General features: G+C 58.3%; 18 protein-coding genes. 10 read left to right on the forward strand and 8 right to left on the reverse strand.

Annotated features, from left to right (window positions below):
• Positions 1-16: 16 nt before the first annotated feature.
• Entirely contained in the window at positions 17-850 is an 834-nt protein-coding gene (locus ARCT_RS0114645) for a thymidylate synthase (protein ID WP_027240750.1), read from the reverse strand.
• 364 nt (positions 851-1,214) lie between these two features.
• On the opposite strand from ARCT_RS0114645, the gene ARCT_RS0114650 reads away from it, so the two are divergent.
• Positions 1,215-1,643, forward strand: a complete 429-nt coding sequence (locus tag ARCT_RS0114650) for a VOC family protein (RefSeq protein ID WP_027240751.1) — start codon at positions 1,215-1,217, stop codon at positions 1,641-1,643.
• 226 nt (positions 1,644-1,869) lie between these two features.
• On the opposite strand, the gene ARCT_RS0114655 is transcribed toward ARCT_RS0114650, so the two are convergent.
• The 3 genes from ARCT_RS0114655 to ARCT_RS0114665 form a co-directional block, all read right to left on the reverse strand.
• Positions 1,870-2,367 (reverse strand): MarR family winged helix-turn-helix transcriptional regulator, encoded by a 498-nt coding sequence (locus tag ARCT_RS0114655; RefSeq protein WP_205855529.1) that lies wholly within the window; start codon positions 2,365-2,367, stop codon positions 1,870-1,872.
• Positions 2,368-2,438: 71 nt separating this feature from the next.
• Positions 2,439-2,708 (reverse strand): FAD assembly factor SdhE, encoded by a 270-nt coding sequence (locus ARCT_RS0114660; RefSeq protein ID WP_027240753.1) that lies wholly within the window; start codon positions 2,706-2,708, stop codon positions 2,439-2,441.
• 10 nt (positions 2,709-2,718) lie between these two features.
• Positions 2,719-3,120 (reverse strand): helix-turn-helix domain-containing protein, encoded by a 402-nt coding sequence (locus ARCT_RS0114665; protein ID WP_027240754.1) that lies wholly within the window; start codon positions 3,118-3,120, stop codon positions 2,719-2,721.
• Positions 3,121-3,219: 99 nt separating this feature from the next.
• Here ARCT_RS0114665 and ARCT_RS0114670 point away from each other — a divergent pair, with 99 nt between their 5' ends.
• Both ARCT_RS0114670 and ARCT_RS0114675 read left to right on the forward strand, forming a co-directional pair.
• A complete protein-coding gene (locus tag ARCT_RS0114670) occupies positions 3,220-4,422 on the forward strand; it encodes a pyridoxal phosphate-dependent aminotransferase (RefSeq protein ID WP_027240755.1) in 1,203 nt (400 codons plus the stop codon).
• Positions 4,423-4,440: 18 nt separating this feature from the next.
• Positions 4,441-4,854: a hypothetical protein gene (locus ARCT_RS0114675; protein WP_027240756.1), complete on the forward strand. Its 414-nt coding sequence runs from the start codon at positions 4,441-4,443 to the stop codon at positions 4,852-4,854.
• A gap of 56 nt (positions 4,855-4,910) precedes the next feature.
• Here ARCT_RS0114675 and ARCT_RS0114680 read toward each other — a convergent pair whose 3' ends face one another.
• Positions 4,911-6,254, reverse strand: a complete 1,344-nt coding sequence (locus tag ARCT_RS0114680) for an MATE family efflux transporter (RefSeq protein WP_036785903.1) — start codon at positions 6,252-6,254, stop codon at positions 4,911-4,913.
• A gap of 143 nt (positions 6,255-6,397) precedes the next feature.
• A complete protein-coding gene (gene ppk2, locus ARCT_RS0114685; RefSeq protein ID WP_027240758.1) occupies positions 6,398-7,354 on the reverse strand; it encodes a polyphosphate kinase 2 in 957 nt (318 codons plus the stop codon).
• Positions 7,355-7,543: 189 nt separating this feature from the next.
• Here ppk2 and ARCT_RS0114690 point away from each other — a divergent pair, with 189 nt between their 5' ends.
• Positions 7,544-8,413 carry an alpha/beta fold hydrolase gene (locus ARCT_RS0114690; RefSeq protein WP_027240759.1) on the forward strand — a complete coding sequence of 290 codons (870 nt, stop codon included), beginning with the start codon at positions 7,544-7,546 and terminating at the stop codon, positions 8,411-8,413.
• A 22-nt stretch (positions 8,414-8,435) separates the two neighbouring features.
• Here the strand turns inward: ARCT_RS0114690 and ARCT_RS0114695 are convergent, their stop codons facing one another.
• Positions 8,436-9,044 (reverse strand): carboxymuconolactone decarboxylase family protein, encoded by a 609-nt coding sequence (locus ARCT_RS0114695; RefSeq protein ID WP_027240760.1) that lies wholly within the window; start codon positions 9,042-9,044, stop codon positions 8,436-8,438.
• A gap of 271 nt (positions 9,045-9,315) precedes the next feature.
• Here ARCT_RS0114695 and parE point away from each other — a divergent pair, with 271 nt between their 5' ends.
• Entirely contained in the window at positions 9,316-11,274 is a 1,959-nt protein-coding gene (gene parE, locus ARCT_RS0114700; RefSeq protein ID WP_027240761.1) for a DNA topoisomerase IV subunit B, read from the forward strand.
• Between the two features lie 72 nt (positions 11,275-11,346).
• Positions 11,347-11,838: a hypothetical protein gene (locus ARCT_RS0114705; RefSeq protein ID WP_154665364.1), complete on the forward strand. Its 492-nt coding sequence runs from the start codon at positions 11,347-11,349 to the stop codon at positions 11,836-11,838.
• A gap of 357 nt (positions 11,839-12,195) precedes the next feature.
• On the opposite strand, the gene ARCT_RS0114710 is transcribed toward ARCT_RS0114705, so the two are convergent.
• The gene (locus ARCT_RS0114710; protein ID WP_154665365.1) at positions 12,196-12,999 is read right to left on the reverse strand and encodes a hypothetical protein; all 804 of its coding nucleotides are present in this window, start codon (positions 12,997-12,999) and stop codon (positions 12,196-12,198) included.
• A 169-nt stretch (positions 13,000-13,168) separates the two neighbouring features.
• Here ARCT_RS0114710 and ARCT_RS0114715 point away from each other — a divergent pair, with 169 nt between their 5' ends.
• The 4 genes from ARCT_RS0114715 (at position 13,169) to ARCT_RS0114730 (ending at position 15,837) form a co-directional block, all read left to right on the forward strand.
• On the forward strand, positions 13,169-13,933 hold the full coding sequence (locus ARCT_RS0114715; RefSeq protein ID WP_027240764.1) for a hypothetical protein: 765 nt from the start codon (positions 13,169-13,171) through the stop codon (positions 13,931-13,933).
• A 33-nt stretch (positions 13,934-13,966) separates the two neighbouring features.
• Positions 13,967-14,389 carry a PaaI family thioesterase gene (locus tag ARCT_RS0114720; protein WP_027240765.1) on the forward strand — a complete coding sequence of 141 codons (423 nt, stop codon included), beginning with the start codon at positions 13,967-13,969 and terminating at the stop codon, positions 14,387-14,389.
• Between the two features lie 19 nt (positions 14,390-14,408).
• Complete coding sequence (locus tag ARCT_RS0114725) at positions 14,409-15,068, forward strand: DNA-3-methyladenine glycosylase I (RefSeq protein ID WP_027240766.1); 660 nt, start codon at positions 14,409-14,411, stop codon at positions 15,066-15,068.
• Positions 15,069-15,153: 85 nt separating this feature from the next.
• Positions 15,154-15,837 carry a hypothetical protein gene (locus tag ARCT_RS0114730; protein WP_027240767.1) on the forward strand — a complete coding sequence of 228 codons (684 nt, stop codon included), beginning with the start codon at positions 15,154-15,156 and terminating at the stop codon, positions 15,835-15,837.
• The last annotated feature ends 27 nt before the right edge of the window (positions 15,838-15,864 follow it).

Below are 15,864 nucleotides of genomic sequence, written 5' to 3' on the forward strand. Positions count from 1 at the left end.
GGCCTGAAGAACAGGTTCAAACGGCGACGGGTGCCTTGATGCCTGGATCGGGATCATAATTCAGGACCTCAAAATCGTCATAGGTAAAATCAAAGATCGACGAGACCTGCCGCTTGATCCGGATCTGCGGCAGCGGTTTAGGACTGCGGGAAAGCTGTAGCGCCACCTGATCCTGATGATTTGAATAGATATGCGCATCGCCAAAACTATGCACAAAGTCACCCGGTTCATAGCCCGTCACATGGGCCAACATCACCTGCAACAAGGCGTAGGAGGCGATGTTGAAGGGCACGCCGAGAAACATATCTGCCGAGCGCTGATATAGCTGCAGGTGCAGTTTGCCACCCAGCACCCGAACCTGCCACAACGTATGACAGGGCGGCAGCGCCATGTCTGGCACATCGCCCGGGTTCCAGGCCGAGACAATCAAACGGCGGCTGTCTGGGCTGGTTTTGATCATCTCCACCAGGTCGGCGATCTGATCAACCGACCCCGCGCGATACAGCGGCTCATCCCCGGTGGTGCCGTCTACCAGCTCCAGCTTTGGAAATCTGCGCCACTGGTGGCCATAGACCGGCCCGAGATCACCGTTTTCATCGGCCCATTCATCCCAGATCGAAACACCATTGTCCTTGAGATATTTGATGTTGGTATCGCCTGACAGGAACCACAAAAGCTCATGTATGATTGAGCGGAGATGCAGTTTTTTGGTTGTCACCAGCGGGAAGCCATCCGCCAGAGGGTACCGCGTCTGCATGCCAAAACAAGAGATCGTACCGGTGCCAGTGCGATCGCTGCTGGGCACTCCGGTTTCCAGAATGTGGCGCAAGGCCGCGTGATATTGCTGCACGGGTATCCCTCTTTGACAATCAAAGCCTGTCCTGCAGTCATAGCGGGGAGTCGCCCCAAATAACAAGCCGATGCGTCGCGCCGGATTGGCACTCGCGCAGTATTCGCAGGTTGCTCTGTGGGGGGGACGGGGTGTTTACAGGGTGTTCTCGGGGCGTTCACAGAGAGAAAAAGCGTGGCGGCCCCGCCCTCAGCGCCCTCACGTCCTCGTGTCTACATCTGGAAAACACAAACCTGGTGGTTCTGCGAATCGATTGGCTCTGGCCTATAGTGCTGGCAGATTGTACCAAGCAAAATCAAATCCCCGGCAAACCTTCGCCCTCCTCCCCTGGGCGAGATGTCAAAACTATCAAGGATCCTCGCACATGGCGCTTACTTATTTGCATGTAATGGTTCGGGTGAAAGACCTGGAAAAATCCAGAGCATTTTATGAACTTCTGGGACTGCGGGAAACCCGGCGCTATGACAGCGAAAAGGGTCGCTTCACTCTGCTCTATCTGGCAGCCCCCGGTCAGGAAGAAACCCCGGTAGAGCTGACCTATAACTGGGATGGCGACGAAGGCCTGCCGAGTGACAGCCGTCATTTTGGCCATCTGGCCTATGGTGTCGATAATATCTATGAGACCTGTCAGTTTTTGCAGGACAACGGCGTCACCATCAACCGCCCGCCCCATGACGGGCGCATGGCCTTTATCCGCTCGCCCGACAATATCTCAATCGAGCTGCTGCAAAACGGCGAAGCCCTGGAGCCAGCAGAACCCTGGACCAGCATGGAAAATACCGGCCACTGGTAGCACTGGATGCCGGGAGCACAGGTTCCGGTTTGAAATAGGCAGGCACAAATAAAAACGCACCGCCAGTCCCGTTAGGACTTTGCGGTGCGTTTTATAGCGAACCCGAATTCTTCAAGTCTCGATGCGACTGGTGTCAAGCCGAACCAAAATTATTTTGGCTTTGGGCGGCGCATTTCTTGCCCACCCAGAATCTCTGCTCAGGGGGGTTACCCCCAAAGCCCTGTTTTTAATAGATATAGCGGATCTGATCCGACCAATACCGTTCCACACGCTTTAGCGAGCTTGTGATGTCAGCAATGCCTTCGCGGCTGATAACATCCTTGCCCTCCAGACCTTCGGCGTGGCGTGCAAAGAGGCCCGCGACAATATCGCGGATCTCGCGACCGCGCGGCGTCAGGCGAACCCGAACCGAACGACGGTCAATCTCGCAGCGCTGATGGTGCATATAGTCCAGCTCAACCAGCTTTTTAAGATTATAGCTGACATTACTGCCCTGATAATAGCCACGACTCTTAAGCTCCCCGGCGGTGACCTCGTTGTCACCTACGTTGAACAAGAGCAGTGCCTGCACTGCATTAATTTCCAGAACGCCCACGCGTTCGAACTCATCCTTGATTACATCCAACAACAGCCGGTGCAGTCGCTCCACCAGTGCCAGCGCTTCAAGGTAACCAGTCATGAACCCTTTACGGTCCAGCTGGCCAATTGGCATTTCCATACTCATACGCATCTCCGACTCGAGTTTGCTAAGAGGATAATGCAGAAAATTCCCCAAAAATGCGTTAAGCTGGTTTTTTATTTAGTTTGATGGCTTTGTACGACTTCCTGGATGAGCGCCTCATAGGGAGTGGGGGATGCAACCTGGCCAGTCACCCACTGAAGAAGATCCTGATCGTTTTCATGCAACAGCTGATCATAGAGATCCAGCTTGGCCGCATCCATCGTTGGCAGGTTCGCATCGGCATAGGCCGTCAGCAGAATGTCCATCTCTTTGATGCCGCGCCGCATCGACCGCATCTTTAGACGCTTCAGGCGGTGTTCATGCAGTTCCGTCGTTTCAGTCATTCTATCGGCCTCACGTGGTCGCAGCACTCTGCGCCAGCGTGCGAAGTTTCTTTTCCAGCCGGGCAGCCCGTTCGGCATTGCTGCGCATTTCGTTGCGCAGGGTCCGCAGTTCGCTCAGGATACCGGCAAAATCGCCCGCTTCGATATCTATCTCGCTGGGTTCCGACATGCCTTCACCCTCGCCGGTCAGCAGCCAGGACATCGAGACATTCAACAGACCAGATACCATCGACAGCTTGTTGGCGCGTGGTTCCGACAGATCCTGCTCCCAGCCGATCAGAGTGCTTTTCTTGACCCCTAGGCGGCGCGCCAACTGTGCCTGGGTCATATCGGCGGCTTCGCGGGCCGCAGCGACGCGATCGCCAAATGTTGCCGCCTCTGGTCCGAACCAATCTGTTGTTTCGTCAGACATTTGCCATCTCCGTTTCTGGTCTGTATCAATGCTGCTTGATCGAGATTTGGTGGCACCCTATGACAGTTGCCAAGAACATTCAAACAGGGACCTGCCGCCATGTCTTTTCTTTCCAAGACCCTCGAGCGTGTAAAACCGTCACCCACAATTGCGATCACCGCTATGGCCGCCGAACTCAAGGCCGCAGGCCGCGATGTTATCGGATTAAGCGCAGGCGAGCCGGACTTTGACACGCCGCAAAACATCAAGGATGCAGCTGTCGCCGCCATTGCCGCAGGCAAGACCAAATACACCGCCCCCGATGGTATCATCGAGCTAAAACAAGCCATCTGCGCCAAGTTTGAGCGCGAAAATGGTCTGTCTTATCAGCCCGCTCAGGTCTCGGTTGGCACCGGCGGCAAACAGACGCTCTACAATGCCCTCATGGCGACGCTGAACCCCGGCGACGAGGTGATCATTCCCGCCCCCTACTGGGTGAGCTACCCGGATATGGTGCTGCTGGCTGGCGGCACGCCCGTCGCAGTCGAGGCCAGCCTGGAGACAGATTTCAAACTGACCCCAGAACAACTGGAGGCAGCGATCACCCCCAAGACCAAATGGTTCATCTTCAACTCGCCGTCCAACCCCAGCGGTGCCGGCTATAGCCGCACCGAGCTGAAGGCGCTGACCGATGTCCTGATGCGTCACCCGCATGTCTGGGTGATGTCGGATGACATGTACGAGCACCTGGTATTTGATGGCTTTGAATTTGCCACCCCAGCGCAGGTTGAACCTGGCCTTTATGAACGCACCCTCACCTGCAATGGTGTCTCCAAGGGCTATGCCATGACCGGCTGGCGCATCGGCTATGCCGCCGGGCCACAGCATCTGATTGCCGCCATGCGCAAGGTCCAGTCCCAGTCCACCTCCAACCCCTCTTCGATCAGCCAGTGGGCTGCGGTTGAGGCGCTGAATGGCCCACAGGATTTCCTTGCGCCCAACAATGTCGCCTTTAAACGTCGCCGAGATCTGGTGGTGGCTGCGCTCAACGCCATCGACGGCATGACCTGCCCCACCCCGGAAGGTGCCTTTTATGTCTATCCCTCGATCAAAGGTCTGATCGGCAAGACTACTCCCAAAGGCACTGTGATTGAGGACGACAAGGCCTTTGCAACGGCGCTGTTGGCCGAGGCGGATGTCGCGGTGGTCTTTGGCGCCGCCTTTGGCCTGTCGCCGAATTTCCGGGTCAGCTATGCCACATCGGACGAAGCCCTCACCGAGGCCTGTGCGCGCATTGCTGCGTTCTGCGCCTCCCTTACCTGAGTCAAGGGATCCTGTCTGATGGCCGCAACGCTGCCCGAGTATTTCTTTCGCGTCCGTGAAAACGGTGCCTTTGTGTTTCGGGTTGATACCGAAAACCGGCAGCGGCGCATCGACATGGATCAGATTGCCGCCATCAACATCCGCAACGGCGAGATCAAACCGCACGGCGGGCGGGCCTTGTCAGAGCGTGATCTGGCGGCGATCAAATCCTGGATGACGGACCGGCACGCGGTATTGGCGGCACGTGAAATTGACGATATCAAACGGGCGGTGGATCATCTGAACCTCACCGCCCATTGGGCCCAGACCAAGGCCACCGACGAACAGCTCGAAGCCGTCACCGATGATCTTTTGCTCACCATGCATGACCTGCGCAGCGTTTTGGTGCGCAAAAAGGCGGATCGGCTGATGAAGGGGCAAAAAGGCGACTAAGGGCTATCGCCCGTCCCGGCGGCTTTGCGACCCGCCCTGGCCGTTTATGCCTTGGGTTATTCTTCTGTCTGTTTGATGGAATGGCGCCAAAAGCGCAGCATCAGGAACAGGCCTGCAAAGCAAAGCCCCAGCACCAGCCCGGACCAGACCCCGACGCCACCCCAGCCAAAGGTGAAGCCAAAGAGATACGAGGCCGGAACACCAATCGCCCAGTAGCTCAGCGCCGCAATCACCATCGGCCAATTGGTGTCCTGCACACCGCGCAGCAGCCCCAGCGCGATCACCTGCATGCCATCAGCCAGCTGAAACAGTGCCGCCATAGCCAAGAGGCTGGCGCCGACAATCAGGATCTCGGGCTTATTGGGGTCATGGGGGTCAAGAAACAGCGAAATAAGCAGGTCCGGCACCAGCAAAAAGGCTGCGCTGCCAATCAGCGCCATCACCAGCGACAGTACAATCACCACTTGAGCCCCCAGCGCCATATGGGCACGGTCCCGGCGCCCATAGGCATTGCCTGCACGGATGGTGGCGGCATTGCTCAGGCCCAGATGCACCATGAAGGTCAGCCCCGCCAGGGTCATCGCCACGCCATGGGCTGCCAGCGAGATGGTTCCCAGCCAGCCCATCATCATGGCGGATGCGGCAAACAGGCTGACTTCGCTCAGATTGGTCAGGCCAATGGGCATGCCCAGTTTGAACACCCGAAAGAACATCTCCCAATCCGGGCGGTGAAAATTCTTCAGCAACTCATGCTCGGGCAGCACCCACAGCGCGTAGCCCCCTACCGCCAGCAATGACACTGCCTGCGTCGCAATCGAGGCATAGGCAGCCCCGGCGATCCCCAGCTCTGGTGCGCCCCAGTTGCCAAAGATCAGCGCATAGTTCACCAGCCCGTTCACGACAGCTGCCAAAATGGTGATCCAAAGCACGATCTGCGTACGCTCCAGCGCCGCCAGATAAGATTTCAGCACCATAACCAACAGGGCCGGAAACAGCCCCCAGCCAGCCAATTGCAGATAGGCAGAGGCAGGTCCTGCCACCTCGGGCTTTTGCCCCAGTGCCAGCAGGATATATTCCGAAAACAGCAGAACTGGCATAGCCGCCACGCCATAGAGCAGCGACAGCCAAAGCCCCATGCGGGTGGCGCGGCGGATCTGGCGTTCTTCACCGGCCCCGGCAGCGGCAGCCACCAGTGGCATTACAGCGATAGCGAATCCCGCGCCCATCAGGAAAAACACAAAGAAATAGGACCCCGCCAGGGTCACCGCCGCCAGAGCCCCGGCGCCGTACCAGCCCAGCATGAGCGAATCCGTCATGCCAATGGCATATTGCGCCACATGACCACCAACCAGTGGAAAGCCAAGCACAGAGACCGCCCGCAGGTGGCCTGCGACGGGCATTTTTGATTTGGACAAAAGAGGGTGCGATTGATCTACCATAGGGCAGTCTTAGCAGGTACTGCGCCCCCGGCAAGCACCGAGAGCGCAAAGAGCAATTCCAAGGCAAACTCACCCCTTTGACAGGGCGGGAATTACATTGGTTCTTAACGCGACTTTGCTTCCGGGTGCAGGGACTTACCCAAAATGTGATCCGAGCGCTGAATCACATGATGCGCCTGGCCAACAATCAGCGGATCGGGATCCTGGGCGATCGCATAATCTTTGCCAGGATAGTCCAGGGTGCTGAGGAAGTGGCGCATGCAGTTCAACCGGGCGCGTTTCTTGCAATTGGATTTAACAACGGTCCAGGGCGCGTCTGCGGTGTCGGTATAAAAGAACATTGCCTCCTTGGCCTCGGTGTAATCATCCCATTTGTCCAATGAGGCCTTGTCGATCGGCGACAGTTTCCATTGTTTCAGCGGATCGGTATTGCGCGATTTGAACCGGCGCAGCTGCTCGGCCTGGGTGACCGAGAACCAGTATTTATAAAGCCGCACCCTCGAGCGCACCAGCATCCGCTCCAGTTCAGGCGTCTGGCGCATAAACTCGAGATACTCATCCGGCTCGCAAAACCCCATGACCCGCTCAACACCCGCCCGGTTGTACCAGGAACGGTCATACAGAACGATCTCTCCATTGGTGGGCAGATGATTGATATAGCGCTGGAAATACCACTGACCACGTTCTGCGTCGGAGGGTTTGTTCAAAGCCACCACGCGGGCAGAACGTGGGTTCAGGTGTTCGGTAAAGCGCTTGATGGTGCCGCCCTTGCCTGCGGCATCGCGCCCTTCAAACACCATGACAAATTTCTGGCCGGTCTCCTGCGCCCAGATCTGCACCTTCAATAGCTCAGCCTGCAGGCGCGCCTTCTCAGCCTCATAGGTCCGGCGCGCCATCTTGCGCTTATAGGGGTAACGCCCACTTTCAAAGGCGCGGTGGATCTCCTCTGGCGAGGGGGGCGCGGGGGGTGCAGGCGCTGGTGTTGCCGTGGAAACATTCGCAGGCGAAGCGTCATTCACGTCAGTTGGCGCGGTTGGCGAATTGGCAGTGGCTATTGGCATTTGCGTCCCCTTTTTCTCTGTCCAAAACAATCCTAGATGCCCCGCTGCAACGGCGCGCTGACCTGTGTCAAAAAACTGTCATATTGGCTGCATTCACACGAGAGTATGCAGCCCTGCGTGACGCAACGGTTGACTTGATTGCAAAGCGCATCGGTCGCAGCCTTTGCTTTCATTGCAGGAAGACAACAAATGCACAGCGCCATCGAGAGCCTCCAGGGGCAGCCCTTTTTTGTCCGCCGCTGGGGCGATCCCAGCTTGCCGCGCCTGTTGCTGCTACACGGGTTCCCGGAATACGGCGGTGCCTGGCAGGAGGTGGCGCACCACCTGAGCCAGGATTTCCACTGCATCGCCCCCGACCAGCGCGGATATGGCCAAAGCTGGACACCCGAAGGTGTTGAAAACTATGCCGCTGGCAAACTGATTGGCGATATGGTTGCGCTGATTGGCGCTGATACAGGCCCAGTGACGGTGTTTGGCCATGATTGGGGCGCCGCCATCGCCTATGGGCTGGCAATGTTTCACCCCCAGCTCGTCGATCGTCTGATCATCGCCAATGGGGTGCACCCAGGACCCTTTCAGCGCGCCCTGGCGCAGGGCGGCGCGCAGACGGAGGCCTCGCAGTATATTCACTGGCTCCGTCAACCTGGGGTCGAAGCAGAGCTGCGCGCCAATGGCTTTGAAAAACTTCAGAAGCTGTTTGCAACCCATATGGATATGTCCTGGCTCTCTGGCGCGCGGTTGCAAGACTACAAGACAGAATGGTCCCGTCCCGGTCGGTTGCAGGCCATGGTCAACTGGTATCGCGCGTCCCCCCTGCAGGTCGCCAAACCGGGGCAGCCCATCGCCCTGCCCGCGCTGCCGCTTGAGCGCCTGAAGGTTCCCCAGCCCCACCTGTTGCTTTGGGGCGATGGAGATACCGCCCTGTTGCCGGAAACCACCCTGGGGCTGGAAGATTTTGCGCCGCAGCTCACCCGCATCACGATTCCAGGCTGTGACCACTGGCTGCACCATCAGAAACCCAAAGATCTGGCCGAGGCTATCCTAAACTGGCACCCCTGACCAAGCTGCCGCGTTGCAGACTTTAGCTATGCCCCCAGTCATCCGGGTTTTCCGAATTGTTCGGGCTCAGCCCCAGATCATCGCCCTTGGTTGAACAGCCAAGCCCCAGAACCGTCCGGTTGGCATAAGAGAAATAGGCGCTCACCTGGTTGATTTCGAGGATTTCACCGTCGTCATATCCCGCCTGGCGCAGAGCTTCTATGTCTGCCTCAACCAGCGCGGCCGGGGCCTCTGTCAGCTTGCGCGCATACTGCATGGCGGCCTGCTGCGCGAGATCCAGAGGCGCCGCTGCCGGGTCACGCGCACTGATCGCGGCACGAATGGCCAGACCACGGTCCGCATCCGCCAGAAGCCGTTGAAGGCCGGCAAAATGATGCTCGACGCAGTAGTCACAGTTATTCAGCGACGAGACCCAGACGCCCAGCACTTCGAGAAACCACTTGGGGATTTTGTTGCCAGTATGGTGCAGCACATTTTTGTAGAGCGCCATGTGGCCCTCCATCGAATGGGGCCGCAAGCTATGCGCCATCATGATGTTGTCGACATTGTTGTCCGGCCCCGTGACCCGTTCATACAGTTTTTTCAGCTTGCCGGTTGCCGCCTCAAACGGAACTGTCTTGATCCACGCCATGCCTTTTTCCCCTGTTCAGTTTTTCCTGCACGTTAGGAGCCGGAGCCTAGCCAGGCAATCCAAAAGGGAAAGCAAAAATCCAGCACAACCTCTCACCTTTTTGCGAGCAACTGATCTGGCGCGGAGCTGTGACCTCTGGTCTGTGACATCGGCGCCTCTGTTTGCCTCTGGGCGATAGGTTATCCACAGCCCCTAGCGGACCTCTTTCGCAAGACCACAACACCTGACATAATGGCCGCAACCAAAACAAACCGAAGAGCAGCTCCCGCCAATGGCCAACGACCTTCTCAGCACGCCCGCCGAAGAAATCTATGACGCCTCCTCAATCGAAGTTCTAGAAGGGCTGGAACCGGTTCGCCAGCGCCCCGGCATGTATATCGGCGGCACGGATGAGCGCGCGCTGCACCATATGGTGGCGGAAATCCTCGACAACTCGATGGACGAGGCGGTCGCGGGTCATGCCAACCGCATTGAGGTAACCCTGCATGCCGATTATTCGGTCACTGTTTCGGACAATGGCCGTGGCATTCCAATTGATCCGCATCCCAAGTTCCCGGATAAATCCGCGCTGGAAGTGATCCTTTGCACCCTGCACGCAGGCGGTAAGTTCTCTGGCAAGGCCTATCAGACCTCTGGTGGTCTGCATGGGGTTGGCTCGTCGGTGGTGAACGCGCTGTCAGATAGTCTGGTGGTTCAGGTCGCCAAGAATAAAGAACTGTTTGAACAACGGTTTTCCCGTGGCCTGCCGCTTGGCCCGGTTGCGAAGGTCGGCGCGGCGCCAAACAAGCGCGGCACCTTTGTCACCTTTCACGCCGATGAGCAGATCTTTGGCTCGCACCGGTTCAAACCCAAGCGCCTGTTCACGCTGGTGCGCTCCAAGGCCTATCTGTTCTCGGGTGTTGAGATCCGCTGGAAATCTGAGATCGACGACAAGGAAACCCCGGTCGAGGCCACCTTCCACTTTCCCGGCGGGCTCAAGGATTATCTGACAGAGGTGCTGGGCAAGGCCTCGGTCTATGCCGATGCGCCCTTTGCCGGCAAGGTCGAGTTCCGCGAGAAATTTGGCGAGCCGGGCTATGTGGAATGGGCGATCAACTGGACGCCATCGCGCGATGGCTTTACCCAAAGCTACTGTAACACCGTGCCCACGCCTGAGGGCGGCACCCATGTGGCCGGCTTCTGGGCCGCCATTCTGAAGGGGATCAAGGCCTATGGCGAGCTGGTCGGCAACAAGAAAGCCGCCAGCATCACCCGCGACGATCTGATGGCGGGGGGCTGTGGGCTGGTCTCCTGCTTCATCGCCGACCCTGCCTTTGTTGGTCAGACCAAGGATCGTTTGTCGACCGAGAGCGCCGCCAAGATGGTGGAAAACTCAGTGCGCGACCATTTTGACAACTGGCTGGCGGCAGATACCAAATCGGCCGGCGCCATCCTTGATTTTCTGGTGCTGCGGGCCGAGGAACGCCTGCGCCGTAAGCAGGAAAAAGAGACCCAGCGCAAAACCGCCACCAAAAAGCTGCGCCTGCCGGGCAAGCTGACGGATTGCACCTCCAAGGACCGCGCGGGCACCGAGCTGTTCATCGTCGAGGGCGACTCGGCGGGTGGTTCTGGCAAGGGCGCGCGCAACCGGGTCAATCAGGCGCTGCTGCCGCTGAAGGGCAAGATCCTCAACGTCTTGGGCGCGGCCTCAAACAAGCTGGGATCCAACGCCGAGATCAATGATCTCTGCGAGGCGCTCGGTGTTGGATTGGGCAGCAAATTTGTGCTGGATGATCTGCGCTATGACAAAATCATCATCATGACTGATGCGGATGTTGACGGTGCCCATATTGCCTCCCTCCTGATGACGTTTTTCTTTACCCAGATGCGGCCCTTGATTGATGGCGGTCATCTGTATCTCGCCTGCCCGCCGCTGTTCCGCCTGACACAGGGCGCCAAGCGCGTCTATTGCCTGGACGAGGCCGAGCGCGATCTGTGGATGGAAAAGGGCCTGGGCGGCAAAGGCAAGATTGATGTGAGCCGCTTCAAAGGTCTCGGCGAGATGGACGCCAAGGATCTGAAAGAGACCACCATGGACCCCAACACCCGGAAACTGATCCGGGTGACCATTGATGAGGACGAACCCGGAGAGACCGGCGATCTGGTCGAGCGTCTGATGGGCAAAAAGCCCGAGCTGCGCTATCAGTACATTCAGGAGAACGCCAGGTTTGTGGAGGAGTTGGATGTTTGAGGGGATATGATTTGGGAAAGTAGTTACTGGAAAGATCCTCTGCTAGAGGGATCCACCAGAATTGAGAACTTGATGAAAGTTCAAGACCCGAGCGACGATCACCTCGGGGAGCTAGAGCATGTACTGATGACGGGTTTTTTCTCGATCAGAAAGCTGATGGAAGCACGTACAAAGCTATCTTCAACGAATATGAAACGAAGGTGCAAGGTTCGAAGATATCCGATTAGGTCTGAGATTAAGGAAACTGGTCCGTTTCCCGACCTCATGAACTACCATCAGCTCGATAAGTTCTATGACTTTTCTAAGGGCAGTATAATAGCCAAAGACCTTAGCTACGTTTGCAATCAGTTCATTCATTCTTTTGTGTTCTCCTTCATGCTCAACGAGAGAGGGCAAGTCGAAAGCGTTATTCTCTCATCCGACAAGGAGAAGAAAAAGTTTTGCCACACGATCTGTCTTTCGGACGCGATTGAGGTATTCAGGTTAATCGGAGCCGATTACCCAAGTGACGTAAGAATGCGGCGAAATGAAAATGGTGAGTGGCAGGTAGTGAATAGCCAATAGCCCTCTTTTTAGGACACAAGGCCCGCGCCTGACCTTGGGAGGGCGCGAATGCGCCTTCCCGGGGGGAAGGTCAGGCGCGGGCTGTGCCGCTACGCGCCACGCCCCAGGTGCAATCCTGCAAACGTGGCTCTTCGGATTGCACTGTCGGTTGCGAAGGGCTCCGCCCGTTCTTACCCCAAACAGTGCCCCGCACTGTTTGCCGCTGCGCGGTCCGGGACGAACTCCCGGGGGGAAGGTCAGGCGCGGGCCGTGCGGCTGCGCCCCACGTCCCAAAGGCTCGACTGCAACATCTGTCTTTGCATTGCACGGTTGGGGCGCAGGGCTCCGTCCGTTCTGGTCTGCCTCGGCCAAGCCAGGCTACTGATAGCTGCCGCGTGCCGGGTCGAAGCGCAGCACGGTTTCGCGGCCGCAGACCAGATCGGGCATGCCTGCGGTGCGGCTTTCGAGGATGCCGAGGCGCACGCAGCCGGTGCTGAGTGTGATCTTGCGCCCCGTCGCCATCTGGATCTCGCAATTGATCACCCCCCAGCGCTCCCACCAGCTGCAGTGCAACAGATCCAGGCTGCCTGAGCCATCCAGGTCATAACGCATCTTCAGTGGGTAGCGTTTGTCAAAACCGGGGCGCTCAAAGTCCTGCACCGAAAGCTGCGCCAGCGCGGGCAGCATCTGATCCAGCACCCGGCTCTCGACCAGCTGCAGGGCGCTGCCGGTAAAGGCAAAGGCTGCAAAACGCCCGTTCAGATCGGTCTGGCCAACACCGGACTCGGTTGTCTCGATCAAAAAGCGGTAGCCCTGGGGCGTCTGCTGCACCTCGGGCTCTCCCCAGGTGTAGAACTCCGGATGGGTGACGTTGACAAAGCGACCGCCCTGCAAGGACAGCACCGCATAGCTGGGCGCGCAACAATTGCCGCCGCCGCTCCAGCTGTGCAACAGATCAACCTGACCGTCGCCGTCAAAATCGGCCTCAAGGATCTTGTTGGAGATCCCGGTCTCGGGCACCAGGGCCTGAACCGGCGCGCCATTCACATAGGCAATGATCACCTGCTCATACATCCCGCCGCGCACCTCGTAGGTGATCGGCTGGGCGATTGCCGCCCCCGCCAGGGCAGTCAAAAACACGACACATGCAAGCAGAGGGCGCATCATAATATTTCGTCCCATCACGTCATCCCAACACTTCATTCCATCAGGGGGGCATTCAACCTGACACCGGTTTCAAACAGCTTAATCTGACCTCTATTGAAAGGTCACATTTGCTTTAGCCCTATTGCAAGCCCCCCCAGCGGGCTTTCTACTGTCGAGACACAGGCCCCCGCCGCGAGGAACCCACATGATCTTTGTCGCCGAAAACCAGCTGTTGCTGATCCTCATCTGTTTTGGCCTGGGCACCATTGGCACCGGTTATTTGCTGCGCAAGCCGGCGGGCCACCGGGCCTGGAAGTTTGCCGATCTGGTCTGGGTCCTGCTGGGCGGGGTTGGCGCCCTGGCGGCAGTGATCGCCGGGATCTACAAATCCGACAGCGGCCATCTGGAGCGCCAGATTGATCTTGCCTATGCCGCCACCGCAGCCTTTGACCGCGACGCGGCCCGGTTTCGCCTGCGGTTTTGCGATCCGGCCTATGACGGCGATATTGCGGTGCTCTGCGACAAGATCGAGTTTCTTTCGGCCTCGACCGCCGGCAACGCAGAGCTGCCCCTGTTTATTGCGGTAACGCAAGAGGTGGCACCGCTGCAGGGCATCGCCTTTCTCGCCGGATCCGGCAGCAAGGCACAGGAGATGACAGCAAAGGCTGCCAGCGCCGATGCCTTTGACCCGGAGCCCTTTCTGGTTTTCTCCTCCCTGGATGAGGCAACCCAGGCATCCGTGGAAAACCTGCGCCGCCGGGTGCCCACCATTGCCGGGGACTTTGTCATTCTGGCGCGGGCCTATGAGGATCTGATCGCCCAGATCCAGCGGCTAAAACAGGAATGGGACTATTTGCAGGACAATGCCTATATCCTGGTGCTGCAACTTTTTGCGCTTTGTATGGTCGGATTTGCTGCGCCATTTCGGTTTGGAAAATCTGTGGTGGAGTTACGCCAGTCAGGCCGCTAGGCTCCCTCTGACAGAGCAGCAAAAGAGGCCGAGATGAACTCCACCCCAGCTATGACCGTGAAAGACGCCCAGGCCCTATTGGAGGGAAATTTTGCCGAATGGGTCCGGGCGCTGGATCTGACGGTGACAGAGTTTTCGGCCAAAGCCGCAGTCCTGCATATGCCGCTTGCGCCCCATCTGGCGCGGGTGGGTGGCATTGTCTCGGGTCAGGCACTGGCGGCGCTGGCGGATACCGCCATGGTTCTGGCCGCCGTGGCCCATGCCGGCGAGATGCGGATGTTTGCCACCTCCGATCTGCACACGCAGTTTCTGCGCCCTGGTGTTGGCTCTGCCATCCTGTGCCGGGCCGAGGTGGTCCGCGCAGGCAAGGCGCTGGTCTTTGCCCGCGCCGAGATGCACGAAGAGACCAGCGGCAAATTGATCTCCACCGCAACCGCGACCTTTTACGCCCCCTGATAGATCGGACCACAGCACCTTGCGCAGTTTTGAAGAAATCTTTGCCATTGCCGCCGACCGTCACGGCGGCGCCCAGGCCGTGGAAGCAAAGCTTCAGCGCCCGGACCCTGATGTTGTCAACCTGGCAGAGGATCGCTGGCTTTCCTTGATGACCAGATGCGTCTTTCAGGCGGGGTTCAGCTGGAAGGTGATCGAGACAAAATGGCCCGGATTTGAGGCCGCCTTTGATCAGTTTGATGTGGCCAAAAACGCCTTTATGGATGAGGAAAAACTTGATGCCCTGCTGCGTGACAGCCAAATCGTCCGCAATGGTGCCAAGATCCAGACGGTGCGCGACAATGCCGTCTTCCTGATGGAGCTGCGCCAGGAAGGCGGTGCGGCCAAGGTGTTTACCGATTGGCCGACATCGGATTTTGTCGGGCTGCTGGAGATGCTGAAAAAGCGCGGCAGCCGCTTGGGCGGCAACAGCGGCCAGATGGTGATGCGCTTTGCCGGGCGGGATGGGTTTATCCTGTCCAAGGATGTCACTGGCCGGTTGATCGCCGAAGGGGTGATCGACAAGCCCGCCACCTCAAAAACGGCCCTGCGCCAGGTTCAGGCCGCTTTTAACAGCTGGCAGGAGCAATCGGGACGATCCTTGACGGAAATAAGCCGTGTTCTGGCATTGAGTTGCGGCTAGGGATACAGCTAGGGATGCGAGGCACATACATGGCTATGATCAGCGCGTGCGGCCACGACCTGCACCACATCACCCGAGGCACCGCATGATCCTGCGACTTGTTTTGGTCTTCTCTCTGCTCGCCGCCTGCGGTCGGCCTCTCAGCGAGGCGGAGCTGAGTTTTCTGTCTGACATTCACGGCGACAGTCTCAATACCGACCGGGTGCGTCTGGTGCGTGGCGCGCCAGTGGCCGCAGTTACATTTCGGCGCAAACCCCGCCCCCGTGTCACCTGCCGTGAACGCATTCTGCCGCCGGTCAAGGAAGAGAAGATTGTCACCTCCTCTCCGGCAGCCGTCGCCCTGTTCAACCGGATCTTTTTTGTCAAAGACTGGTACACCGAAGACTATTTGCCCGCCTATCCGGATCGGCTCTACCTGGTGGAGGCCATGTTGCTGGCCCATGAAATGACCCATGTCTGGCAGTGGCAGAACCGCAGGGTCACCGGCTATCACCCGCTGCGGGCAGTGGCCGAACACCGCGCCAGCCCAGATCCCTATCTGTTTGCGCTTGATGGCAGCCCTGACTTCCTCAGCTACGGCTATGAACAGCAGGGCGCTATTGTCGAAGAATACGTCTGTTGCCGGGCATTGGCGCCGCAGGCAGCCCGCAGCAAACGGCTGCATGAGATGCTCAAGGCGGTGATGCCGGTGACGGATCTGCCGCAGGCCCGGCAAAGCGATGTCTACCTGCCCTGGAAAGACGCCGACCTGGCAGGAATTTGCATCTGACAGGTCTGGCTTTGGTGCTGCTGCCTC

This window comes from Pseudophaeobacter arcticus DSM 23566 (genome assembly GCF_000473205.1).
In the GTDB taxonomy this organism is placed as follows: domain Bacteria; phylum Pseudomonadota; class Alphaproteobacteria; order Rhodobacterales; family Rhodobacteraceae; genus Pseudophaeobacter; species Pseudophaeobacter arcticus.